At 66.0% G+C, this 24,649-nt stretch carries 21 protein-coding genes; 12 read left to right on the plus strand and 9 right to left on the minus strand.

From position 1 onward, the window contains the following. Positions 1-33: 33 nt before the first annotated feature. Positions 34-1,770: a ubiquinone-dependent pyruvate dehydrogenase gene (gene poxB, locus RX330_RS06495; RefSeq protein ID WP_317242447.1), complete on the plus strand. Its 1,737-nt coding sequence runs from the start codon at positions 34-36 to the stop codon at positions 1,768-1,770. On the opposite strand, the gene RX330_RS06500 is transcribed toward poxB, so the two are convergent. Together RX330_RS06500 and RX330_RS06505 are read right to left on the minus strand one after the other, a co-directional pair. Next, the gene (locus RX330_RS06500; RefSeq protein WP_317242448.1) at positions 1,767-2,132 is read right to left on the minus strand and encodes a hypothetical protein; all 366 of its coding nucleotides are present in this window, start codon (positions 2,130-2,132) and stop codon (positions 1,767-1,769) included. The two genes, poxB and RX330_RS06500, sit on opposite strands and share 4 nt — an antisense overlap. A 67-nt stretch (positions 2,133-2,199) precedes the next feature. Then, positions 2,200-3,108 (minus strand): PaaI family thioesterase, encoded by a 909-nt coding sequence (locus RX330_RS06505; protein WP_212080503.1) that lies wholly within the window; start codon positions 3,106-3,108, stop codon positions 2,200-2,202. Positions 3,109-3,225: 117 nt separating this feature from the next. Between RX330_RS06505 and RX330_RS06510 the strand changes: the two genes are divergently transcribed. Together RX330_RS06510 and RX330_RS06515 are read left to right on the plus strand one after the other, a co-directional pair. Then, entirely contained in the window at positions 3,226-3,546 is a 321-nt protein-coding gene (locus tag RX330_RS06510; protein ID WP_212068073.1) for a hypothetical protein, read from the plus strand. 185 nt (positions 3,547-3,731) lie between these two features. Continuing rightward, a complete protein-coding gene (locus tag RX330_RS06515; RefSeq protein ID WP_212080504.1) occupies positions 3,732-4,958 on the plus strand; it encodes an LON peptidase substrate-binding domain-containing protein in 1,227 nt (408 codons plus the stop codon). A gap of 19 nt (positions 4,959-4,977) precedes the next feature. Here the strand turns inward: RX330_RS06515 and RX330_RS06520 are convergent, their stop codons facing one another. Continuing rightward, positions 4,978-6,453, minus strand: coding sequence for an amidase (locus RX330_RS06520; RefSeq protein WP_317242449.1), 1,476 nt, complete (start codon positions 6,451-6,453; stop codon positions 4,978-4,980). 131 nt (positions 6,454-6,584) lie between these two features. After that, complete coding sequence (locus RX330_RS06525) at positions 6,585-7,697, minus strand: ring-opening amidohydrolase (RefSeq protein WP_317242450.1); 1,113 nt, start codon at positions 7,695-7,697, stop codon at positions 6,585-6,587. 247 nt (positions 7,698-7,944) lie between these two features. On the opposite strand from RX330_RS06525, the gene RX330_RS06530 reads away from it, so the two are divergent. Beyond that, a complete protein-coding gene (locus tag RX330_RS06530; RefSeq protein ID WP_317242451.1) occupies positions 7,945-10,281 on the plus strand; it encodes a Tex family protein in 2,337 nt (778 codons plus the stop codon). Positions 10,282-10,331: 50 nt separating this feature from the next. Here RX330_RS06530 and RX330_RS06535 read toward each other — a convergent pair whose 3' ends face one another. Together RX330_RS06535 and RX330_RS06540 are read right to left on the minus strand one after the other, a co-directional pair. Next, positions 10,332-10,703, minus strand: coding sequence for a response regulator transcription factor (locus RX330_RS06535; protein ID WP_212080508.1), 372 nt, complete (start codon positions 10,701-10,703; stop codon positions 10,332-10,334). Then, the gene (locus tag RX330_RS06540; protein ID WP_212080509.1) at positions 10,700-11,557 is read right to left on the minus strand and encodes a S1C family serine protease; all 858 of its coding nucleotides are present in this window, start codon (positions 11,555-11,557) and stop codon (positions 10,700-10,702) included. Before RX330_RS06540 ends, RX330_RS06535 begins: the two co-directional genes overlap by 4 nt. Positions 11,558-11,751: 194 nt before the next feature. On the opposite strand from RX330_RS06540, the gene RX330_RS06545 reads away from it, so the two are divergent. From RX330_RS06545 to RX330_RS06560, 4 genes are all read left to right on the plus strand, one after another. Beyond that, on the plus strand, positions 11,752-12,717 hold the full coding sequence (locus RX330_RS06545) for a VOC family protein (protein WP_317242452.1): 966 nt from the start codon (positions 11,752-11,754) through the stop codon (positions 12,715-12,717). Between the two features lie 63 nt (positions 12,718-12,780). Continuing rightward, the gene (locus RX330_RS06550) at positions 12,781-13,656 is read left to right on the plus strand and encodes a dihydrodipicolinate synthase family protein (RefSeq protein WP_317242453.1); all 876 of its coding nucleotides are present in this window, start codon (positions 12,781-12,783) and stop codon (positions 13,654-13,656) included. Between the two features lie 174 nt (positions 13,657-13,830). After that, positions 13,831-14,931 (plus strand): S1C family serine protease, encoded by a 1,101-nt coding sequence (locus RX330_RS06555; RefSeq protein WP_317242454.1) that lies wholly within the window; start codon positions 13,831-13,833, stop codon positions 14,929-14,931. Positions 14,932-15,057: 126 nt separating this feature from the next. After that, a complete protein-coding gene (locus tag RX330_RS06560; protein WP_317242455.1) occupies positions 15,058-17,382 on the plus strand; it encodes a xanthine dehydrogenase family protein molybdopterin-binding subunit in 2,325 nt (774 codons plus the stop codon). Positions 17,383-17,596: 214 nt separating this feature from the next. On the opposite strand, the gene RX330_RS06565 is transcribed toward RX330_RS06560, so the two are convergent. Genes RX330_RS06565 through RX330_RS06575 form a run of 3 tightly spaced genes read right to left on the minus strand, consistent with a single transcriptional unit; the run spans position 17,597 to position 20,808 of the window. Next, positions 17,597-18,793, minus strand: coding sequence for an acyl-CoA dehydrogenase family protein (locus RX330_RS06565; protein ID WP_212080515.1), 1,197 nt, complete (start codon positions 18,791-18,793; stop codon positions 17,597-17,599). Between the two features lie 15 nt (positions 18,794-18,808). Then, positions 18,809-19,948, minus strand: coding sequence for an acyl-CoA dehydrogenase family protein (locus RX330_RS06570; RefSeq protein WP_317242456.1), 1,140 nt, complete (start codon positions 19,946-19,948; stop codon positions 18,809-18,811). 5 nt (positions 19,949-19,953) lie between these two features. Beyond that, a complete protein-coding gene (locus RX330_RS06575; RefSeq protein ID WP_317242457.1) occupies positions 19,954-20,808 on the minus strand; it encodes an enoyl-CoA hydratase in 855 nt (284 codons plus the stop codon). Positions 20,809-21,073: 265 nt separating this feature from the next. Here RX330_RS06575 and RX330_RS06580 point away from each other — a divergent pair, with 265 nt between their 5' ends. The 4 genes from RX330_RS06580 to RX330_RS06595 all read left to right on the plus strand — a co-directional run bounded on the left by RX330_RS06580 (position 21,074) and on the right by RX330_RS06595 (position 24,594). Beyond that, on the plus strand, positions 21,074-21,688 hold the full coding sequence (locus RX330_RS06580; RefSeq protein ID WP_212080518.1) for a LemA family protein: 615 nt from the start codon (positions 21,074-21,076) through the stop codon (positions 21,686-21,688). 195 nt (positions 21,689-21,883) lie between these two features. After that, positions 21,884-22,798, plus strand: a complete 915-nt coding sequence (locus tag RX330_RS06585; RefSeq protein WP_317242458.1) for a TPM domain-containing protein — start codon at positions 21,884-21,886, stop codon at positions 22,796-22,798. 5 nt (positions 22,799-22,803) lie between these two features. Continuing rightward, positions 22,804-23,301 (plus strand): TPM domain-containing protein, encoded by a 498-nt coding sequence (locus tag RX330_RS06590; RefSeq protein WP_317242459.1) that lies wholly within the window; start codon positions 22,804-22,806, stop codon positions 23,299-23,301. A 321-nt stretch (positions 23,302-23,622) separates the two neighbouring features. Continuing rightward, a complete protein-coding gene (locus RX330_RS06595) occupies positions 23,623-24,594 on the plus strand; it encodes a hypothetical protein (protein WP_317243851.1) in 972 nt (323 codons plus the stop codon). Positions 24,595-24,649 lie beyond the last annotated feature (55 nt).

A 24,649-nucleotide genomic window follows, 5' to 3' on the forward strand; every position in this document is an offset into this window, starting at 1 on the left:
ATCTTGCCGGACCAGCGAGATCAGGAGACCGACATGGCGATCAACAACGTGGCCGATTTGTTCGTGGCAACGCTCGAACAGGCCGGTGTCAAGCGCATCTATGGCATCGTCGGCGACAGCCTGAACGCCCTGACCGAGGCGCTGCGCCGCCGCGGCACGATCGAATGGATCCATGTCCGCCACGAGGAGGTCGCCGCGTTCGCCGCCGCCGGCGAAGCGGAGATGACCGGGAGCCTTGCGGTCTGCGCGGGCTCCTGCGGCCCCGGCAATCTGCATCTGATCAACGGGCTGTTCGATGCGCATCGCAGCCGCGTTCCCGTGCTCGCGATCGCCGCTCAGATCCCCACGGCCGAGATCGGCAGCGGCTATTTCCAGGAGACCCATCCGCAAAACCTGTTCCGCGAATGCAGCCATTATTGCGAGCTGGTCTCCGATCCGAGCCAGCTTCCCTTCGTGCTGGAGAACGCCATCCGCGCGGCGGTGGGCCTGCGCGGCGTCGCCGTCGTCGCCATGCCCGGCGACGTCGCGTTCCGCAGTCCCCCGAAGCGCGCGCTGTCGACGACGCGCGGCCTCAACGTGCCGGCGCCCAAGGTGGTGCCGCAGGCGGACGAGCTGCAGGCGCTCGCCGATTTCCTCAACGGTGCCGAGCGCATCACGTTGTTCTGCGGCCGCGGCTGCGCCGGCGCGCACGCGCCCTTGATGCAGCTGGCGGAGGCGCTGAAGAGCCCGATCGTGCACGCGCTCGGCGGCAAGGAGCATGTCGAATACGATAATCCCTACGACGTCGGCATGACCGGCTTCATCGGCTTCTCCTCGGGCTACGCGGCCATGCATGCCTGCGACGCGCTGGTGATGCTCGGCACCGATTTTCCCTACAAGCAGTTCTTCCCGACCGACTGCCAGATCGCGCAGATCGACATCCGGCCGGAAAATCTCGGCCGGCGCTGCAAGATCGATCTCGGCCTCGTCGGCGACGTCAGGCTCACCATCGAGGCGCTGCTGCCGCTGCTGAAATCAAAGGCGCAGCGCAAGCATCTCGACGACGCGGTCACGCATTACAAGAAGGCGCGCGAAGGTCTGGACTCGCTCGCCAGGGGTACGCCGGGAAGCAAGCCGATCCACCCGCAATATCTCGCAAAGGTCATCAGCGACCATGCTTCGGACGACGCCGTCTTCACGGCCGATGTCGGCACACCGACGGTATGGGCCGCGCGCTATCTCGGCATGAACGGCCGGCGACGGCTGATCGGCTCCTTCGTGCACGGCTCGATGGCCAACGCGATGCCGCAGGCGATCGGCGCGCAGGCGTCGCAGCCCGGCCGACAAGTGATCTCGCTCTCCGGCGACGGTGGCTTCACCATGCTGATGGGCGATCTGATCACGCTGACGCAGGAGAAGCTGCCGGTGAAGGTGGTCGTCTTCAACAACGGCGTGCTCGGCTTCGTCGCGCTGGAAATGAAGGCGGCCGGCTTCGTCGACACCAATGTCGACCTGGAGAATCCGGATTTCGCGGCGATGGCGCGCGCGATGAACATCTTTGCCAAACGCGTCGAGGATCCCGGCGAGCTTCCCGGTGCTGTCAAGGAGATGCTGGCGCATGACGGCCCGGCGCTGCTCGACGTCGTCACCGCCAAGCAGGAACTGTCGATGCCGCCGACCATCACGGCCGAACAGGTCAAGGGTTTCAGTCTCTGGGTGCTGCGCGCGGTGATGAACGGCCGCGGCGACGAGGTGCTGGATCTCGCGAAGACGAACCTCTTGCCCCGTTAGCCCCGCTTCACTGAAGGCGCGGGCAGTTGCTCATGGCGGTGCTGGAAGCGTTGCCAGTGCAGCACGCTGCCGATCAGCAGCGCCGGCAGGAAGCCGAGCACGATCAGGAAATGCGGGAGCTGCGTCGGCGAAACAAAGGCGATGGCGATGTCCGAGATCAGCCAGAGTGCTGAGAACATCACCGCAAAGTCGGTTCGCGCGCACCGTAAATAGTAGAACACGGCAGTGACGACCATCGCGGGGCCGATCGCAACGCCGATCATGATCGCGGTCAGCTCCTTCGGCGTCAACGCGTCGAGCATCATCGAGGCCAGCAGCCAGAGTGCGGCGAACATGGCAACGATGTCGAGCGGGTGCCGCAATCCAATACCTCTCGCAGGGACGCGCTATCGTTGTGGCCGGAACTGCGGCCGTCAAGTCAAAAGCCGCTTATTCCTCGTCACTTCCCGGCGTCGGGCGCAGCATGAAGTGACCGAAGGCGGTGGCGATCGGCTTGTTCGCATCGTCCTGCCAGGCGCGCGCCTCGAATGCGACGATGCGCCGGCCCTGCTTCACGATCGAGACATCGGCGAACGTATCGAGTGCGCGGCCGGAGCGCAGGTAGTTGACGGTGAGCCCGATCGGCTTGGGCGGTGCGGCGATGCCGAGCTCGCGCCCGACGCCGATGACGGCCGTCGTCTCGAGAAAGGCGCCGGTCATGCCGCCATGGATCGCGGGCAGGATCGGGTTGCCGATGATCTTTGGCGAGAACGGCATCGTCAGCGTGCCGTCGGCGTTGACGCGGATGCCGAGCCAACGCGCGAACGGGCTGCGCGCGAACGGCCCGTCCGGATCCTCCGGCGTCTCCAGCGCCGGTATGTCCAGCGCATTCATCCTGCGATCGGCGAGCATGTTGGTGCGGTTGGCGCCGATCATGAAGCAGGCGGTCGCGGTCGCCACCGGATCGTCCTCGGACTCCTGGTAGGCCGTCGAGCGCACGAAGGCGATCGAGCGCGTGGTGCGGTAGCAGACCGAATGCGCCTTGATGTCGAGGCCCGGCGTCGCCGGCTTCTGGTAGTCGATGCGCAGGTCGAGTGTCGCGATCGCGCGCGTGCCGTCGAGCGCGAGCTGCACCGCCATGCCGCAGCTCTCGTCCAGCATCGCGGTGACGACGCCTCCGTGCAGCACGCCGGTCTCGGTGTCGCCGACGAAGACGGGCCGGTAGGGCAGGCTGGACCATGCTTCAGCCGGCGCGAAACGGTCAAGCTGGAGCCCGCTGATATGGCCGTAGTCGGAACGCCGGCCGCGGATCGCCTCGGCGAGTTCCTCGAACTGGAGCGTGGTCGGTATGGTGCTCATGGGAACGTTCTAGACCAGTGTCGGGCGCCGCGCAAAACCCCTGAAGGGGCCTCGACAGAGCGGGCCGAAGCGTCGATGGTGGGCGCTTCGTTCGTCGTTTAGCTGCAAGGAGCGCCCATGGCCGACCCCGAAACGCCCGCCGCCAATCAGGGGCCCGTCACCATCTCGAGCTCCAGCTCGGAGCGGGCGCCGATCATCTATTTCGACGGTGCGTCCTGCTTCGGCCATCACAACGGCGCGATCCAGATCGAGCTCGCCGCGAACCTCCTGATGCCGGTCGGCGCCGCCGTCAGGGTCGACGTGGTCCAGACCGCGCACCTGCGTTGCAGCGTCGCCGCAGCGCTGGCGCTGCGCGAAGCGCTCGAAAAGGCGCTGGCGATGTACAAGCAGGGCCAGCAGCAGCCGGCGGCGGAAGAGATTCCGGCGGTGAAGAACTGAGTTCGGAATTGACAGGCATTTGTCTTTGCGTCACCCTCCGTGCTGGTTGATACGACCTGCCGGTTGCACCCTTCGTGGAATGGTGAACGTATCGAGCCTTCATCGGCCCTCCCCTTTGCCCGAGCGTCCGGGTCAGCAACGCAACCGCCTGATACATCTGGATCGCTCATGCAGAGGACGAACCGATGCGCGATTTTCGCGATGCCAAGGCTATGGCGCAGACCCTGCGCGAATCTCTGACCACCAAAGCCGTCATCATCAGCCACAGCGAAAGCCTCGAAATGGTGTCGAGGATGTTGGGCGTTGCCGACTGGAATACATTGTCGGCAATGCTCCAGACCGGGCGTCGTGACACGTCCGTGCCGATCGCAAGGCTCAAGAGCTCGACCGCGGTCTATCCGGCGGTCCCGTTGCGCGATTTCGTGCCATTTCCCGGCGCGACCTTTCCATTGTTCGTTGGCCGCGAGAACACGGTGCTGGCCCTCAACCATGCATTCGAGGGCGAGCGCGAGATGGTCTGCGCGATCCAGCGCGATGCGGCCGTCGATGAGCCGCAATTTGCCGACCTCTACGAGGTCGGCGTGCTCGTGCAGCTGGTCGAGCTCGAACGGCTCCAGAATGGTTCGATCAGGGTGCTATCGCGTGTCCTCCGCCGCGTCGCACTGCGCAGCTTTACAGCGCTATCGAGCGGGTATCGGTCGGAGGCATCCGACTTGCCCGAGGGGACGCCGGTCGACTCGCCCGAACTGATCCGCCGGGCCATTCAGCGTTTTGAGGACTACGCAGCCGCGCACGGCTTGCTGATGCCGGATATCTGGTTGTTCTTCGATCAGACGCGCGACGTTGGCCGCATAGCCGACACGATGGCGATGCGCATGAAGTTGCCGATCAAGGACAAGTACGAGCTACTGGCCATGCTCGATCCCGTAAAGCGGCTGGAGAAGATCGACGGGCTGCTGGACGTGTCGTCTCGCCCATTCAGCGTGGCCTATGATGCGACCCGACGCCGGGCCCTGGCTCTTGCCGATCAGCGCCGCCATCAGTTTGCGACGCTGGAGCACCTGTTGCTGGCGCTGACCGAAGACGGTGATGCCGCACCTGTCCTGCAGGCCAGTAACGCCGACCTCGGCGTGCTCAGGCGAAACCTCGCTGACCATCTCGACAAGGGGCTCGCGCACACGGTGATCGAGACGGGAACAGCGGCGCCGACCGCCGCGTTCCGGCGCGTCGACCGCCGCGCCGCATTGCACGCTCAGGAAATTGGTAATCCGGCCGTGACGGGCACCAATGCGCTCGTCGCTCTCCTTCCGGAGACGCGAAGCCTCGCGGCGCGCCTGCTCGCCGAGCAAGGTGTGTCACGCTGGCGCGTGGACAAGGCCATTGCGAAAGCGAGTGCCAAGGACGAGGGCTAGAGGAGCGCGTGGCCTTCGCCTACGCCTTCGTCACATGCACCTTCGCGGTCTTGCCGCCGTTCCACTTGCCGTCGAGCGCGCGCTCGATCTGGGCGGCGAGTTGCAGCAGCAGGCCGTCATTGGCCTGCTTGGCGATGGCCTGGATGCCGAGCGGCAGGCCGTGGTCTTGAGCCGCCATCGGCATCGAGATCGCCGGCATGCCGCAGAGATTGGCGAGCGGCGTGAAGGCGAAGAAGCGCCAGAGATTGCCGAACCAGTCGCGCACATCGGGATTGTCGGAGATGGTGAGATACTCCTTCGTGCCGACCTTGGGCGTCGGCAGCGCGGTGATCGGGGTCAGGATCACGTCCCACTGTTCGAAGAAAGCGCCGAAGCCGCGTGACGTCGTGTTGAACACCCCCTGCATCTTCGCCCGCTCGGCAAAGGTCGTGTGCCGGCCGGCTTCCCAGATCCGGATGTTCATGGGCTCGATTAGATCCTCCGGCGGGCTCGTGAGCCCGCGTGCGGCGAGCATGTTGGAGATCACCACCGCGAAGTTCGAGATGTAGCAGGTGGTCTGCGCCTCGAAGGCGCCGGGGAGGTCGATCTCCGGCAGTGCGTAATCGACGTGATGGCCAAGGCCTTCGAGGAAGCGGCCGGCTTTCTCCAGCTCGGCTGCGAGCTCAGGCGTCGCGGTGTAGTCGCCCCATGTGTGCGACAATGCGATGCGAAGCTTGCCGGGATCGCGCTTGATCATCTCGGAATAAGGCTGCGCCGTGGTCCAGAACGGCATGAACTCGCCCGGCGCGGGTCCCCTCGCATGATCGACGAAGGCGGCGGTGTCGCGCACCGAGCGCGACTGGCAGCCCTGGATCGAGACGAGGCCGGTGAGGTCGGACATGTGCGGTGCCAGCGAGAACACGCCGCGCGAAACCTTCAGCCCGATATTGCCGTTGACGCCGGCGGGAATGCGGATCGAGCCGCCGCCGTCGGTGGCATGCGCGATCGGCACCACGCCGGCCGCGACCATCGCGGCGCTGCCAGCCGACGAGCCGCAAGTGGTATAATCGGTATTCCAGGGATTGCGGGTGACGTAGACGGCAGGATTGTCGGCCGAAGAGCACACGCCGAATTCCGGCGTCGTGGTCCGTCCGATCAGGTTGAGCCCGGCCTGGCGGAATTTACCGGTGAGGAAGGTGTCGGCCGCGGCGCGATTGCCGCGCATCAACAGCGAGCCCATTTCCTGCAGCCGGCCTTTCATGGTCGGCCCGAGATCCTTCATCAGGAAGGGCAGGCCGGCGAAATGACCTGCGAGATTGGCACCATCCTTGGCGGGATCGGCGATCACGTCCTCGAACAGCTCGACCACGCCCGACAGAGCGGGATTGACCTTGGCGACACCCGCGGCCGCCTGGCGCGCGAGCTCCTTCGCCGTCAGCTCGCCCTTGCGGACGCGCGCCGCGAGGCCCACGCCATCGTGCTGCGCCCATTCGTTCCAGCTCATCGGCAAAGTCATGTGGTCCAATCCCTTCGTGCGGCGCCACCTTAGTTTCGCACAGGAACACTTTAATCAACTGATTCAGGGCGAAGGGCAGGGTTGCGTCGGATGGAGAGGTCGGCTGCAAACCTATGCTACATGCGCACGCATCAACCCGAGAGCCGTGCGATGACCGCAACCGGGCCGCCGCCTGCCGGCCCCTGATGCTCGGCGCCACCGGAAACATAGACCGCCCCGGTGCCGGCGAGGCCTGCGATCAGGCCGCCGACGGCGGCGCGCGCGTGGCGGGTCGAGCTGATGTCGGTATCCTCCAGCATGGTGTGGCGGAAGCCGCGCACGCTGCCATCGGGCGAGGCCTCCGCCTTGGCGAAGATGTTGACGAGCTTGCGGCCCGCGTTCGCTTGCGGCGCCACGCCAAGTCCAACGCTCGTCAATGCCGACATCACCGCTGCGGCGTCGATGGCATCGTCCATCACGGCATGACCGATCTCGAAGTCGCTGACTGATGCCGCCGAATTGCCGAGCACGATGACGACGTTGCCCATCAGCTCGATCCCGGACGAGGTCGAGGCCACTTTCGAAAACAGATCGTAGCGCCGCAGCACGTCCTCATCGCGGACATCAAAGGCGATCTCGCCGAGCGCAACGGCAACGCCGAGCGCGGACGCACCGCGCGAATAGGCCATCGAGCTGTAGGCGCTCGTCGTCACCGTCTTGTTGCCGCGCGCGTTTGCCGCCGCGACGCGATCGCTGGTCAGCAGCGGGCACTTGATCTGCACGAAATGGACGTCGGCGGGATCGGTGATGCCGGCATCTACCATCGCGGCTTTCACGGCCGTGGCCGTCTCCGTGATCTGCGCGGAGCGGCCGAGCTCCTCGGGCAGGAAATCGCGGGTGTGTGCCATGCCGATGCTCAGGCGCTTGCCTGCGATAGCGGCAGGCCGCTGCGGGACGTCCTGGCGCGTGAACACGGTGATGTGCGGGCTGAGAACGCCCTCGGTGCCGCCTGACATCACGAAGGCGATCCGCTGCTCGACCTCCTGCGCGGTCAGGCCGAGCTTCGGCGCCAGTGCCGCGCACAGCGCGGCCACCGCATACTCGCGCGTAAAATCATTGACACCGCCATTGCCCTCGGTCTTGCCCAGGATCGCGAGGATCGATTTGGGATCGATCGCGCCGGAGTCGATCCTAGCCATGAGGCCGGAGACGTCGCCGGGGCCCTTGGTAACGAGCTTGAAGACGCCAACCGATGTGGTGCGCATGGAGTGTCCTCGTAGGAAGTCTGCTGGTCCGGCCGGTCAACCAGCCGTGGAACAGCGTCTTCTGTCAAGCCATTGGCATACGCCGACATCCGCACGAATGTGGCGAGATCGCATCAGTTCGACAAAAAATCCTCTGTCGACGATGCTCAGCCGCACCTTGATGAATCAACCCCGGTTGGTCCATAAGCGGCGTCCCGTGGTCGGTGGTTCGCCGCCGTATTGCGTGCTTGGATAGAGGAATTCGCGCGTGGCAAACATCAACCAGAAGATTGCGCAGGAGCTTGGGGTTCGCGCCGAGCAGGTCGAGGCGGCAGTGACGCTGCTCGACGGCGGTGCCACGGTTCCCTTCATCGCACGCTACCGCAAGGAAGCGACCGGTGCGCTCGACGACGCGCAATTGCGCACCCTGGAGGAGCGCCTGGTCTATCTGCGCGAGCTCGAAGACCGCCGCAAGGCCATCCTCGAATCAGTTCGCGAGCAGGGCAAGCTCGATGCCGCGCTCGAAGCCGCCATTCTCGCCGCCGACAGCAAGGCCCGGCTCGAAGACATCTATCTGCCGTTCAAGCCGAAGCGCCGCACCAAGGCGGAGATTGCCAAGGAAGCCGGCCTCGAGCCGCTCGCCAATCAGCTGATCGCGGAGCCGACCAACGATCCGAAGGTGGTGGCCGAAAGCTTCGTCAACGCCGAGAAGGGGGTTGCCGATGCCGCTGCTGCGCTGGATGGCGCCCGCGCCATCCTTGTCGAGCGGTTCGACGAGGACGCCGATTTGATTGGCGCGCTGCGCGAGGAGATGTGGACCAATGCGCGCATGGCCTCCAAGGTGCGCGACGGCAAGAAGACCGAGGGGGAGAAATTCGCCGACTATTTCGAGTTCTCGGAGCCGCTGACCAAATTGCCGTCGCACCGCATCCTCGCGATGTTCCGCGGCGAGAAGGAAGAGATCCTCGACCTCCAGATTCAGGCCGAGGCTGAGGCGCCGCCCCCGGGCGTGCCCAGCGCCTACGAACTGAAGATCATGAAGCGGTTCGGCATCGCCGACCTCAAGCGCGCCGGCGACCGCTGGCTGATCGACACCGTGCGCTGGGCCTGGCGCACCAAGATCCAGGTGCATCTCAACATCGACCTGCGCATGCGGCTGTGGAACGCCGCCGAGACCGAGGCCGTGCGCGTGTTCGCTTCCAACCTGCGCGATCTCCTGCTGGCCGCGCCGGCCGGCACCCGCGTCACCATGGGGCTGGATCCCGGCTACCGCACCGGCGTCAAGGTCGCCGTCACCGATGCCACCGGCAAGGTCGTCGATACCGCGGTGATCTATCCGCACGAGCCGCAGCGGCAGTGGAACGAGTCGCTCGCGATCCTCGGCAAGCTCGCGTTGAAGCATCGTGTCGAACTGATCGCGATCGGTAACGGCACCGCCTCGCGCGAAACCGACAAGCTCGCAGGCGACCTCGTCAAGGGTCTGGCCGAGCTGAAGATGACCAAGATCGTGGTGTCGGAGGCCGGTGCGTCGGTCTATTCGGCCTCGGCTTTCGCCTCGGAGGAATTGCCGGGTCTCGACGTCACCCTGCGCGGCGCGGTCTCGATCGCCCGGCGTCTGCAGGATCCGCTCGCCGAACTCGTCAAGATCGAGCCCAAGGCGATCGGCGTCGGCCAGTATCAGCACGACCTCGGCCAGGCCAAGCTGGCCAAATCGCTCGATGCCGTGGTCGAGGACTGCGTGAACGCGGTCGGCGTCGACGTCAACACGGCGTCCGCGCCGCTGCTCGCGCGCGTGTCCGGCGTCGGCTCTGGTCTGGCGCAGAGCATCGTGGCGCATCGTGATGCCAACGGGCCGTTCAAGTCCCGCAAGGCGCTCAAGGACGTGCCGCGGCTCGGGCCGAAGGCGTTCGAGCAGTGTGCGGGCTTCCTGCGCATTCTCGGCGGCGAGGACCCGCTCGACGCGTCTGGCGTGCATCCCGAGGCCTATCCGGTGGTGCGGCGCATTCTCAGCGCCACCAAGAGCGACATCAAGGCGCTGATCGGCAGCAGCGAGATCGTGCGCACGCTCAAGCCGAAGGATTTCGTCGACGAGACCTTCGGTCTGCCGACCGTCACCGACATCTTGCGTGAATTGGAAAAGCCGGGCCGCGACCCGCGTCCGGCGTTCAAGGCCGCGGTGTTCAAGGAGGGCGTCGAGGAGATCAAGGATCTCAAGAAGGGCATGATTCTCGAGGGCACCGTGACCAACGTTGCTGCCTTCGGCGCCTTCGTCGACATCGGCGTGCACCAGGACGGTCTCGTGCACATCTCGGCGATGTCCAAGACCTACATCAAAGATCCGCGCGAGGTGGTGAAGCCCGGCGACATCGTCAAGGTGAAGGTGCTGGACTTCGAGGTCGCGCGCAAGCGCATCTCGCTGACGCTGCGCCTCGACGACGAGGTCGGCGGCAAGAAGGACGCCCCCGGCATGCAGCGCGACAACAGCTCACGCAACCCTGCCCGAATGACGTCGTCCGCACCGCGCAAGCAGGAATCGTCAGGCGGCGGCGCACTCGCCGAAGCGCTGCGCCGCGCGGCGGAAAAGAACGGCGGCAAGCGGGTGTAAGGCAGCCCTCAATGCGATCCGATCGCACTCTCTGGGGAGCCAAGACCCGCTTAGAGCTCGATCACGCCCCGCCGCGCCGCATGTGCGACCGCATCGGTGCGGCCGGTGGCATCGAGCTTGTCGAGCAGCGAGCCAACGTGGAACTTGACGGTGTGCACGGAGATGCCGAGCCGGCGCGCGATCATCTTGTTGGAGGCGCCCTCGGCCATCAGCGCCAGCACGTCGAGCTCGCGCTGCGTCAGCGCGATGTCCTCGGGCATGCGGCGCGGATCGCGGGCGACGATCGCGGCAGCAGCCTGCTCGCCGGGCCCGGCAAGACGAAGCCCGGCGATGTTGCCGAGCAACGCCGCCAGGCGATCGGCGAGCGCGGGGTCGTCGATCTCCAAGGCGAGCACGATCTCTGGCATCTTGTCCTCGCTCACGCCTCCGGCCTCTCGCCGACCGTGACCTTGAAGCTGACCGGTTCGCCGCCGCGGCGCGCGGCGACATCGACCACGGTGCCAACGCTCGACGGACCCAGCGTCCGCGACAACGCGCGCACGCCGGACAGCTTCTGATCGTTGACCGCGACGATCACATCGCCCTGGCGGATGCCGGCGGCGGCCGAAGGTCCGGCCTTGTCCACATTCATCACCATCGCGCCGATGCCGTCGTCGAGCCGGACCGGCTGCAGCCCGAGGCCGAGATAGCCGCGCGCGATGCGGCCGCGCACCTCCAGCTGCGCGGCGACGCGCTCGATCGTCGCTGTCGGGATCACCAGCACGCGCCGCGGGCCGAGCACGGCCATGCCGAACGCCTCACCGGATGCGTCGAGCGCGACGCCGCCTTCTTGGCTGGGACGCAGGCGGACGTCGAGCTCGATCCGCGCATCGATGTCGCCGCCGCGCAACGAGCGCCAGCTATTGCCGGACGCCGATACCATCCCGAGCGCCGCGCTCGGCGTATCGCGGTGGGTCGCGACCACCACCGACAAGGCGCCCAGCGGCGGGACGGTCGCGGCGAGCTTGACCGGGGTCGTGGCAATGTCGGCGCGGAGCAGCGCGATGTCGGTCGTGTGGTCGCGGCCGGCGATCGTGGCGGCCACGCGGCTGCCGTCGGGAAGGCCGATCTCGACCTCGCCCTCGTCGGCCAGCGCCTCGTCGGCGGTGACGATCAGGCCTGCCTTCCAGACGAAGCCGGTCGCACGGGAGCGATGCGAGTGCACGGCGACGACTGAGGGCGCGGTGCGCGCCACCATTGCCGCGAGCAGCGAGGACAGGGCGGTTAGGTCAGTCATGGTGGGCTCCTGTAAGTTGTCCTCAATCTGGGATGTCGCGGGCGATTGCGAAACTGGCCGGGTGGCCAGGACCAGGGCGGCTCGCCGCATGAGCGGCCGACGAACATGTGATTGGGAGCGCTTCACGGGAACGTGTAGCAATCGGCAGAACATTGCGCCCCACGGCCTCGAGCCTTTTCAGCGAGTCCCGACCGATGACCATCGATCTCACCCGCCGCACCTTGCTGCAACTCGCCGGCGCCACCTCGCTTGCAATGGCAGCCGCGGCCGCAGCGCGTGCCGAGGGGACACCGCAGGGCAGCGGGCCGACCTATGCCAGCCGCACGCCGATGCGGGTCGGCATGGTGACGCTCCGGGTGAAGAATCTCGACAAGGTTGCGGATTACTACCGGGACGTGATCGGGCTCACCGTGATGGAGCGATCGGCGGCCGCCGCAAGGCTCGGCACATCAGGCATTACGCTGCTGGTGCTGGAGGCCCGCCCCGATGCGGCAATCGAGCCGCGCAACGCCGCCGGCCTCTATCACACCGCCTTCCTGATGCCGACCCGCAAGGACCTGGCGCGGTGGTTGGTGCACGCGGCTTCGCACCGCGTGAAGCTGTCGGGCTTTGCCGACCATCTCGTCAGCGAGTCCGTTTATCTCGACGACCCGGAAGGCAACGGCATCGAGGTCTATGCGGACCGCGATCCCTCGCAATGGCAATGGAGCGAGGGCAGCGTGAAGATGGCGAGCGACGAGCTCAACATTCCCGATCTGCTGTCACTGACCAACACGCGCGTGCCTGATTACGCCAAGGCGCCGGACGGAGCGCGCATCGGCCACATGCATCTGCGTGTCGGCGATCTCACGCAGGCCGGAAACTTCTATCATGGCACGATCGGCCTCGATCCGACCCGCAGCCGCAGCGGTGCCGCGTTCCTGTCGTCGGGCCGCTATCATCATCATCTCGGCATCAATGTCTGGCAGAGCCAGGGCGCGGGCCAACGCGACGACCAGATGACCGGCCTTGCCTGGTTCTCGCTGGTGACGGAGAAGCCGGACATTCTCGCCGCGCAGGAGGAGCGCCTGCGCAAGGGCGGTGTGCAGATGACGACGATCGCAGGCGGCGTGGAGGCCGCCGATCCCTGGGGCACGAAGGTGCGGCTGCTCAGGGTTTGATTGCCGGCGCGCGCGTTGGTAAGACCGGTCGGGCGCAAACCAGCGCTCCGGGGTCTCACCGACATGGCCGAATTCCACGGCGTCTTTCCCTATCTCGTCTCGCCCGTCGATGCCGACGGCGCGGTACGGACCAACGTGCTCGCAAAGCTCTGCGACGATCTGATCGACGCCGGCGTGCATGGGCTGACGCCCCTGGGCTCGACCGGCGAATTCGCTTATCTCGATGCCGTGCAACGGACCGCGGTCGTGCAGACCACGATCGAGGCCGCGAAGGGCCGTGTGCCCGTGATCGCGGGTGTCGCCTCGACCTCGACAGGGGATGCAGTCGCCCAAGCGAAGGCGTATCAGAAGCTCGGCGCCGACGGCATCCTGGCGATCCTGGAGGCCTATTTCCCGCTCACTGACGCCCAGGTCGAATCCTATTTCCGCGCCATCGCCGATGCCGTCGACATTCCCGTCGTCATCTACACCAATCCGCAATTCCAGCGCTCCGATCTCACCCTCGACATCATCGCACGTCTCGCCGAGCATCCGCGCATCGGCTACATCAAGGACGCCTCGACCAACACGGGCCGGCTGCTCTCGATCATGAACCGCTGCGGCGATTCCTTGCGCGTGTTCTCGGCCTCCGCCCATATCCCGGCTGCGGTGATGCTGATCGGCGGGCTCGGCTGGATGGCGGGCCCGGCCTGCATCATCCCGCGCCAGAGCGTCGCGCTTTACGACCTCTGCAAGGCGGGTCGTTGGGATGAAGCCATGGCGCTGCAGCGCCGGCTATGGCGGATCAACGAGGCTTTCGCCCGCTTCAACCTCGCCGCATGCATCAAGGCGGGGCTTTCGATCCAGGGCTATGACGTCGGCGATCCCGTTCCCCCGCAGGCCCCGCTGACGGCGGATGCGCGCAAGGTGGTGGAGGGGGCGCTGCGCGAGGTCGCGTAGCCGAGTGTCACGCGGCAATATGTCCCTGAATATCCTGCGGAAAGCCAAACCGGGCCCTATGTGCCTCGATCAGGAAACTTCCAGCCGTCTGCGACGTTGCTGCGTGAGCGAGGTCCGCAATCCATGCATGTGCATTCCGAACACTATTTTCAGCACGCATCGCGGTGATCATCCATGAATCGTCGCTACGCAATCGGCGCGGCAGCCTTTGCCGCCCTGCTGCTCGCCGTCACCGCCGCGAAGATCCTGCATGTCCCGATGCTACATGTCCCATGGGCGGCGTCCTCCGCGCGTGCGGTCGAGCAGCGCGGGCCGCTGTCCGATGGCGAAAAGGCGACCATCGACATCTTCGAACGCGTCTCGCCTTCGGTGGTCCAGGTTGCGGCGAAATCAGCAGCCAGTCCCCTCATGGGAGAGGAAGGCCAGGGCGGCTCTTCCGGCACGGGATTCGTCTGGGATCGCGACGGCCACCTCGTGACGAACAATCACGTCGTCGCCAATGGCGGCGAGATCGCGGTACGCTTTGCGTCGGGAGAGGTCGCCGAAGTGGACCTTGTCGGCACGGCTCCCAATTACGACCTCGCGGTGCTGCGAATCCGGAGTGTGCGCGAGCTGCCGCAGCCGGTGGCGCTCGGCAGCTCGAATGACCTGAAGGTCGGACAGTCCGCGTTTGCGATCGGCAATCCCTTCGGGCTGGATCAATCGATGACCAGCGGCATCATCAGCGCGCTCAAGCGCAGGCTTCCGACCCATGGCGGCCGGGAGATCGCCAATGTCATCCAGACCGATGCCGCGATCAATCCGGGGAATTCGGGTGGACCGCTGCTGGATTCCGCTGGCCGGTTGATCGGCGTCACGACGGCGATCATATCGCCCTCGGGTTCGAACGCCGGCATCGGTTTTGCGGTGCCGGTCGATGTCGTGAACCGGATTGTCCCCGAGCTCATCCGCAACGGCCGGGTGCCGACGCCCGGCATCGGCATCGTGGCGGCCGGCGAGGACGTTGCGACGCGGCTTGGCGTCCAGGGCGTGATCGTGGTGCGCACGGCCCCCGGCAGCCCCGCGGAGCGGGCGGGGATTCGTGGTGTCAACATGACGACCGGCGCGGTCGGAGACATCATCACTGCCGTCGAAGGCAAGCCGGTGCGGCGCCTCGCCGACCTGACCGATGCGCTGGAGCAGGCCGGTGCCGGGAAGACCGTTCGGATCACGGTCAAGCGGGGCTCGGACAGCCGCGACGTGAACGTGGGCATCATCGACATCGAGCGTTCCTGACATCCCGCAATCTGCGCCAGCAAGGGCCTTGAGGCGCATTGCAGATGTGCCGCGGCTCGGTTGTCTCATCCGTAAAATCCGCTAAAACCCCCGCGGTCGTTTTCCGGATTTCGAGGATAGAGCGGAATGAACATTCTTCCCGGCAATTTGCGTTTCGGTGCGAGGCAGCCCGTCAAGCGTTTGGAAGACCAGCGGCTGCTCACCGGGAAGGGACAGTTCATCGACGACAAGCCGCAGGACGGCGCGCTGTGGTTGCACGTGCTGCGCTCGCCGCACGCCCACGCGAAGATCGTCTCGATCGACGCCAGCGCGGCGGCCGCGATGCCCGGCGTCACCGCGATCTACACCGGTGCCGACCTCGTCAAGGACGATATCGGCACAATTCCGACGCTGAGCATCTTCAAGCGCCCCGACGGCAAGCCGATGACGGTGCCGCCGCGCCGGCTGCTGGCCTATGAGGTCGTGCGCTACGCCGGTGAAGCCGTGGCTGCCGTGGTGGCGTCGTCGCGCGTGGAGGCGCAGACCGCGGCCGAGGCGATCGTGGTCGAATATGACGTGCAGCCCGCGGTGGTCGATCCGGTGGAGGCCGTCAAGTCCGGCGCGCCCGTGGTATGGCCCGAGGCGCCGGACAACATCGTCGGCGCCATGAGCTATGGCGATGCGGCCAAGGTCGACGAGGCCTTCGGCAGGGCCGCGCACACCGTCGAGCTCGACATCGTCAGCCAGCGCCTCGTGCCGTCCGCGATGGAGCCGCGCTCGACCATTGCCGAGATCGACAAGAAGACCGGACGTCTTCTCCTGCACGTGCAGTCGCAGACCCCGGCCTCGACCCGTGACGTGCTGGCGGAGGCGGTGCTGAAGCGTCCCAAGGACAGCGTCCGCGTGCTGGTGGGCGATATCGGCGGCGGCTTCGGCCAGAAGACCAACCTCTATCCGGAAGACGGTATCGTCGCTTACGCGGCGACCAAGCTGAACAAGAAGATCCGCTGGCGCGGCGACCGCACCGACGAGTTCGTCGGCGGCACCCACGGCCGCGATCTCACCTCGACGGCCTCCTTCGCGCTGGATGAGAAGGGCAAGGTGCTGGCCTATCGCGTCAAGTCGATCGGCTGCACCGGCGCTTATTCCTCGGGCGCGGCCAACATCATTCCGCTGGTGCTCGGACCGTTCGTGCAGACCGGCGTCTACGATCTGCCGCTGGTGCATTTCGAGGTGAAGTCGGTGATGACCCACACCGCGCCGGTCGGCGCCTATCGTGGCGCCGGCCGTCCTGAGGCGGTGTTCATCGTCGAGCGCCTGTTCGACGCGGCTGCGCGAAAGGTCGGCATGGATCCGCGCGCGATCCGCAAAGCCAACTACATCAAGCCGGCGCAGCTGCCCTACACCAATGCTGCAGGCCAGGTCTACGATTCCGGCGCCTTCGCCCACATGCTCGACCGTGCCGTGAAGCTGGCGGACTGGGACGGCTTTGCCGCGCGCAAGAAGGCGGCGAAGAAGAAAGGCCTGCTCTACGGCCGCGGCCTCACCTCCTACATCGAATGGACCGGTGGCCGTGCGCACACCGAGAAGGTCAGCCTGCACGCGACCTCGCAAGGCCGCGTCGTGCTGCATTCCGGCACCATGGCGATGGGGCAGGGGCTGCAGACCACCTACACGCAGATGATCTCCGACACGCTCGGCATTCCCATGGAGAAGATCGACGTGGTTCAGGGCGACACCGATCTCGCGCAGGGCTTTGGCAGCGTCGGCTCGCGCTCGCTGTTCGTCGGCGGCACGGCCGTTGCGGTCTCGTCCAACGATCTGATCCAGAAGGCGCGCGAGAAGGCGGCGAACGTGCTGGAAACGTCGATCGAGGACATCGAATACCAGGGCGGCATGCTTACCGTGGTCGGCACCGACCGCCGTATCAGCCTGTTCGATCTCGCCGAGAAGGAAGGCGGCGCTAAATTGAGCGTCGATTCCGAGGGTGAGGTCGACGGTCCGAGCTGGCCGAACGGCACGCATATCTGCGAGGTGGAGATCGATCCCGAGACCGGTGTCTCCAAAGTGGTGCGCTACACCACGGTCGACGACGTCGGTGTCGCCGTGAACCCGATGCTGGTCACCGGCCAGATCCATGGCGGCGTCGCGCAGGGCATCGGTCAGGCGCTGTATGAGGGCGTCTCCTACGATGCCGACGGCCAGCTGCTCACCGCCAGCTACCAGGACTATTGCATCCCGCGCGCCGACGACGTCCCGCCGATCGTGGTGACGCTGGATGATTCCGCGCCCTGCCGCACCAATCCGCTCGGCGCAAAAGGCTGCGGCGAATCCGGCGCGATCGGCGGCCCTCCTTGCGTCACCAACGGCGTGATGGACGCGCTCGCCGAACTCGGCATCAGCCAGCTGAACACGCCCCTGACGCCGCAGAAGATCTGGCAGGCGATCCGGGACGCGAAGGCGGCGGGGTAAGCGTTGCGCGTTGTTGCGCAGGCTGCTGCCTCAAACTCAACTCGTCGTCCCGGGGCGCGCGCAGCGCGAGCCCGGGACCCATAACCACAGGAAGTGGTTTGGGCAAAGTGGTAACCCCGAGTCTCCGTAACCACATCTCCCTGTGGCTATGGATCCCCGCCTTCGCGGGGATGACAGCGGAGAGTGCCGCGTCAGATCGCATGAACTTCGTTTCTCAAATCCCCAGCATCATCTTCGCGATGATATCGCGCTGGATCTCCGAGGTGCCGCCGAAGATGGTGTAGGCGCGGCCGTTGAGATATTCCGGCACCACCGTCAGCATCTCCTCCGGCGTCGGCGGCTCGTGATTGAGCTTGTAGAGCGGGCGCATCGGCTCGACCGCGAGAGCGTCGTGGCCGATCACGTCGGCCCCTAACCGCGTCACGGCCTGGCGGATCTCGCTGTTGCGCAGCTTCAGGATCGACGATACCGCGCCGGGATTTTGTCCCGTCTGCAGCGCCGAGAGCACGCGCAGCTCCGTCATCTCGAGCGCATCGATGTCGACCTCGACCTCCGAGATGCGCGTCGCGATGTCGGGGCTGTCGATGGCACGGCCGGTCAGGTCGGATTCAGCGAGATCCGCGATCGCCTTCAAGCCTTCGCGAAGTTTCGCCGACGCAATGCCCGAGCCGCGCTCGAATTCGAGCAGGTATTTGCCGTAGGTCCAGCCCTTGCCTTCCTCGCCGACGCGGTTGGCGACGGGCACGCGGACGTCGTCGAAGAACACCTGGTTGACCTCGTGGTCGCCGCCGATGGTGAGAATGGGTCGCGTGGTGATGCCCGGGGTCTTCATGTCGATCAGGATGAAGCTGATGCCGTCCTGCTGCCGCGGCCCGTCGCTTGTGCGCACCAGCGCGAACATGCGGTTGGCATGATGCGCATGCGTAGTCCAGATCTTGGTGCCGTTGATGATGTAATCGTCGCCGTCACGCACCGCGCGCGTCTTCAGCGAGGACAGATCGGAGCCGGAGCCAGGCTCGGAATAGCCCTGGCACCAATAGTCTTCGCCGGAGAGTATCCGCGGCAAGTAGAAGTTCTTCTGCTCAGGGCTGCCGAAACCGATGATCACGGGCCCGACCATCTTCACGCCCATCACGTTGACATTGGGCACGCCGGCGCGTGCGGACTCCGTCTCGAAGATCCAGCGCTGCGCCGGCGTCCAGTCCGGCCCGCCATGCTCGACCGGCCAGCCCGGCGCGCCCCAGCCCTGCCGGTGCAGCGCACGCTGCCAGGCCATGCCGATGTCGGGGTCGGAGAACACCGACGGCGTCAGCGCGGTCGCGCGCTTCATCTCCTCGGTGAGATTCTTCGCGATGAAAGCGCGCACCTCGCTCTGGAAGGCGCGCTCCTCGGCATTGAACGTGAGGTCCATGAGGCTCTCCGGGTGTCAGGCTCTGCGGCCAAGCTCCGCGTGGCGGGTGTAGTGGTGCGCGCTGCCGCCGAACAGCGTATCGAAGGCGACGAGCCGCTTGAAATAGGCGCCGACCTCGAGCTCCTCGGTGACGCCCATGCCGCCATGGAGCTGGATCGATTGCTCGCCGACGAAGCGGGCGCATCTGCCGATCTTCGCCTTAGCGCCGGAAGCGGCCCGGGCGCGCTCGACCGGCGGGCTATCGGCTTTCAGCGCGGCCCGAAGCGCCATCGACCGCGATTCGTCGACCTGCATCGCCATGTCGGCGAGGCGGTGGCGGATCACCTGGTTGGCCGAGAGCGGCCGGCCGAACTGCTTGCGGATCTTGGTGTATTCGAGCGTCGTGTCGAGCAGCGTCTGCATGATGCCGACGGCTTCCGCAGCCAGCGCGGCCATGGCGCGGTCGACGGCCCATTCGATCGCGGGCAGCGCATCATGGCCGTCGCCGAGCAGGGCGTCCTCGGGCAGATGCACGTCGGAGAGCTCGATGTTGCAGGCGCGTCCACCGCCCAGACGCGCATAGTCGGAGATGGCGAGGCCATCCGCCGTCGCCGGCACCACGAACAGGCCGATCCGCCCCGAAGGGCCGTGATGATCATGGATGAGGGCGGAGACGATGATCTCATCGGCGGCATGCCCGTCGAGTACGGCGATCTTGCTGCCGGACAGGCGCCAGCTCTGCGCGGTCTTGGTGGCGCTGGTGGCGACCTTGGCGAGGTCGAACCGTGCGGCGCGCTCGGAATGTGCAAACGCAAGCTTCAGTGATCCGTCGGCGACCTTGGGCAGGCTCGCCTGTTTCTGCTCATTGGTGCCGCATCTGGCGATCAATGCGGCTCCCAGCACCACGGTCGCGACGTAGGGCTCCGACACCAGTCCGCGCCCGAAGGCCTCCATCAGGATGCCGATCTCGACCGCGCCGCCGCCGAGCCCGTCGAACTCTTCGGGCAGCGGCAGCGCCAGCCAGCCGAGTTCGGCGAATTGTTTCCACACCGAAGGGCTGAAGCCGAGCGGATCGTTCGCCATCCTGCGGCGGTGATCGGCATCGTAGCTTCCGGCCACGAAGCGCTCCGCGCTCTCGCGCAGCAGCCTTTGCTCGTCGCTGAGATTGAGGTCCATGTTGTCTACTCCGCCGCCGCCGGCGGCTTGCGCACGGAGGGATGCAGGCCCGAGGGATCGACGATCATGCCGAACTCCTGAAGATTGTGCGCGTGGCAGAGCTGATGCAGCGCAAAGGCCTGGTCGATCGCGGCGGGCTGGCCCATCACGTCGACCGAGCGGTTCACGGCTTCCTTGGTCATCTTCAGCGCGAAGGACGGCTTTGCCGCGATTCTGCGCGCCAGCTCCAACACATGAGACGACAGCTCCGCGCGCGGGACGATTTGATTGACCATTCCGAGCTGGTGCGCTTCCTGCGCGCTCCAATTGTCGGCCGTGAACAGGAACTCCTTGGCCTTGCGCGGCCCGAGCTCCCAGGGATGCACGAACCATTCGACCCCGCAGACGCCCATGGTGACGACAGGGTCGCAGAACTGCGCGTCGTCGCTGGCGATGATGAGATCGCAGGCCCAGGCCAGCATCAGCCCGCCGGCGATGCATTTGCCGTGGACCTCGGCGATCGTGGGCTTGGCGAGGTTGCGCCAGCGCCGCGTGATCTGGAGATAAATCTCCTGTTCGCGGGCGAAGCGGCCATGGGCATTAGGCTCGGCAAAACCGCCCCAATTTCCGATGGGTGGAAAATCGACGCCGGCGGTATTCTTGCCGCCGGGACGCAGATCATGGCCCGAGGAGAAGTGCGGGCCATTGCCGGCGAGAATAATCACCTTGACCGAATCGTCCTGCACCGCCGCGTCGAAGGCGGCATTGAGGTCGTAGGTCATTTGCAGGTTCTGCGCGTTGCGCGCCTCAGGCCGATTCATCACGACCCGGACGATTGCCGGGTCCGGCCGTTCCACGAGGATGGTCTCGAACGAGCTCATCGCGTTTTCCCTGGCGCTTCCGCTTATGTTTTGCCGGAGTTGACTATGTCGGCCTGCGATAGGCAAGAGGCTTGCGTCAGCCGGCTGGACGCGCTCATCCATGCCGTCATTCCGGGACGCGAACCGAACCCGGAAATCCCGACATTCTCAGGTGCGCGCAATTGCGCACCATAGTTCGCTTCGTGCCCCGGAATGATGGAACAAATCTCGACACTCCGCGTGTCCGATCTGGTAGTTTGCGGCAGATTCCACCGGGAGAAATTTAATGCGCAAGATCCTGACCGTGCTGGCGGCGCTGGCCTCGCTGAGCCTCACCAATTGCGGCTACAACGCGATCCAGAGCGAGGACGAGCAGATCAAGGCCAACTGGTCCGAGGTCGTGAACCAGTATCAGCGCCGCGCCGATCTCGTGCCCAACCTCGTCAATTCGGTGAAGGGCTTTGCGCAGCAGGAGAAGGACGTGCTCCTCGGGGTCACCAATGCGCGCGCCAAGGTCGGCAGCATCCAGGCGACGCCGGAGGTGCTGAACGATCCCGCCGCGTTCCAGAAATTCCAGGCGGCCCAGGGCGAACTCTCCAGCGCGCTGTCACGGCTGCTGGTCGTCACCGAGAACTACCCGCAGCTCAAGTCGGACGCCCTGTTCAAGGACCTGATGTCGCAGCTCGAGGGCACCGAGAACCGCATCACGGTGGCGCGCAACCGCTACATCAAGGCGGTGCAGGATTATAACGTCACCATCCGCTCCTTCCCGAGCAACCTCACTGCGATGATGTTCGGCTACAAGGAGAAGCCGAACTTCTCGGTCGCGAACGAGAAGGAGATCTCGACCGCGCCGAAAGTGGACTTCAACCCGGCGCCGGCGCCGACGCCGTCGAAGTAGCGCACTTCCCATATGTCCGCCGCACCCACCGCAGTCATTCCCCGCGACCCGGCTGCGCCAAGGCTTCGCCGCGGTTTCGGTTTTGGGCGCGCCGAAGCTGCAGCGAAGGCGGCAAGCGGTGAATCCAGTACGTCGCGGCCTTTCCGTAGCCCGCTGGCCTCTCTGGAATACTGGGTCGCCCGGTCAAGCCGGGCGATGACACTGAGGTTGTGGCGCGGGCGTTCGGACTTCTCTGCGTTTGTCCTGGCCGTCGCACTCGTCTTCGCTTTTGCTTTCCCCGCTTCAGCTGACGTCGCCGTGCCCCCGCTCACGGGCCGCGTGGTCGATCAGACCGGCACGCTCTCCAGCAGCGACGTCGCCTCGCTCACGCAAAAGCTGCGCGACTTCGAGGCGCGCAAGGGCAGCCAGATCGCCGTCCTGATCGTGCCGACCACGCAGCCGGAGACGATCGAGCAGTTCTCGATCCGCGTCGCGGAGGCCTGGAAAATCGGCCGCAAGAAGGTCGACGACGGCGCGATCCTCGTCGTCGCCAAGAACGACCGGCATTTGCGCATCGAGGTCGGCTACGGCCTCGAGGGCGCGCTGACCGATGTCACCTCGCGGCGGATCATCGACGAGGACATCACTCCCAAGTTCAGAAGCGGTGACTTCGCCGCAGGCATCGGCGCCGGCGTCGATCGCATGATGCGGGTGGTTGATGGTGAGCCGTTGCCGTCCCCCTCGCGCAGCGTCAACTTCTCTCACAATCTGGACGACATCGCGCCGGTGCTTGCCGTGTCGCTGTTTGCCTCGATTGGCGTCGGCGGGTTCTTCCGGGCCATGCTGGGACGGCTGCTCGGATCACTGGTGACCGGGGGCATCATCGCCGCGATCACCTGGCTCATTCTCGGCTCCGCCGCGCTTGCCGCGGCCGTCGGGGTGCTCGGCTTCATCATCGGATTTGTCGCTGATCTGTTTTCGGCGATCACGCCGGGCACCGGCCGCTCGCGCGGCGGCTCGTGGTCGAGCGGTTCATCGGGCGGCTGGAGCAGCGGATCGTCGAGCGACAGCGGCAGCTTCAGCGGCGGCGGCGGCAGTTTTGGCGGCGGCGGCGCCTCGGGGAGCTGGTAGCGGTCATGAGCATCAAGCGCATTGCCAGGCATCTCCTGCAGCATCATTGGCGGGCGAAGCAGATTTTTCCGCAAGCCGTGCTGGAACGCGTCGGGCAGGCGATCAAGCGGGGCGAGGCCACCCACTCGGGCCAGGTCCGCTTCGTGGTCGAAGGCGCACTCGACGGTGCGCCGCTCTTCCGCAACCAGCCGGCGCGCGAGCGCGCGATCGACGTGTTCTCGCAGCTGCGCATCTGGGACACCGCGCACAACAACGGCGTCCTCATCTATCTCCTGCTTGCCGATCGCGACGTCGAGATCGTCGCCGACCGCGGCATCCACGCCATGGTCGGTGCCGAAGGTTGGGAAAGCATCTGCCGCGCCATGGAGGCCGAGTTCGCTGCCGGCCAGTTCGAGCGCGGCGTCATCGCCGGCATCGAAGCAGTGTCGCGCGAGCTGGCGCGGCATTTCCCGCCGGGCGCGTCGCATCCGAACGAGCTGCCGGATGCGCCGGTCGTGATGTGACGGAGCGCACGTCGCGCGCTCCGTCATTGCGAGGAGCTCTTGCGACGAAGCAATCCAGAGTATTTCCGCGGAGGGGATTGCTTCGCTGCGCTCGAAATGACGGTGAGGGAGCGTCATTGCGTCTCATTCCGCGGCCGTTCATCTTGCCCAGATTACAAATTGTTTCACGCCCGCCACACCGGTTCCATCTTCCCGGCTCAATTCAGCCCCTGATGACTTCCTAAAATTTCGGTAAGCGGGTCCGCAAGTAAGGATTTCGCAAGCAATGAAAGTTACCAAAAGGTCAACCCCGACTGGAGTATTTGAGCCGTGAGCGAACCAATGCCCGAGCAGGCTGCCCAGAACACCGGCGTCGTCGAAGCCGCAGCGACCGCGCCGCAGGCCGTCGAGGCCGCTGGGATCGATGCCCCCTCGATCGCGCCCGACCACGAGGCTCCGCCCAAACCCGACCCGGTGAAGGTCGAGCCGCCGAAGATCGAAGCCAGGGTTGAGCCCAAGGTTGAGCCCAAGGTCGAACCCCAGCCCGAGACCAGGCCCGGCAAGCTCATCGTCATGGCGCCCTCGGGGCGTAGCTGGGACCGCGAGGATTTTGCCCCGCATGTGAAGGAGGACGAGCCGCGTGAGACCGGCGGCAAGCGGCGCTTGTCGGCGATGGTCGCGGTGGTGGTGATTGCCGCTTGCGTCGGCGCGATCAGCGGCGCGCTTGCGACCGCCGGCATGATGCGTTTCGCTGCCCCGGCCCAGGCGCCGGTCCAGGTCGTCGACACGAGCGCGCTGGATGCTTCGGTCGCGCGGATCGATGCCGATCTCGTGGCGCTGAAGGCCAGTGTCGAGCAAGGCTCGAAAACCGGCGTCAGCCAGTTCAATCGCGCCAACGACCGCCTCGACAAGCTCGAGAAGGCGCAGGCCGAGCCGCTGGCGAAGATCGCAAAACTGTCCGAGACCGTCGACAAGCTCCGTGCCACACCGCCTGCCGCCCCGGCGCAGGCTGCGGCCGCCGCACCCGCCAAGGAGACCACCGGCTCGATCGCGCCAACCCAGGTTGCGACCGCCGCCGCCGCACCGGCCCCGGTGCCGGCCGCGCCCAAGACCGAGGTCGGTCGCCTTCCGACGATCGAAGGCTGGAGGCTGCGCAATGCCGGCAATGGCGGCGCGTTGATCGAGGGCCGCGACGGCCTCTACGAGGTCTATCCCGGCGATCCCATCCCCGGCGTTGGCCGCGTCGACGCGATCCGCCGCCAGGACGGCCGCTGGGTGGTCGTCACCAGCAAGGGCCTGATCGTCGGGCGCTGAGCGTTCGACATCCGTCACCAAAGAGGCGCTTCACCGCGATGTGAAGCGCCTTTTC

The organism is Bradyrhizobium sp. NDS-1 (assembly GCF_032918005.1).
Classification (GTDB): domain Bacteria; phylum Pseudomonadota; class Alphaproteobacteria; order Rhizobiales; family Xanthobacteraceae; genus Bradyrhizobium; species Bradyrhizobium tunisiense.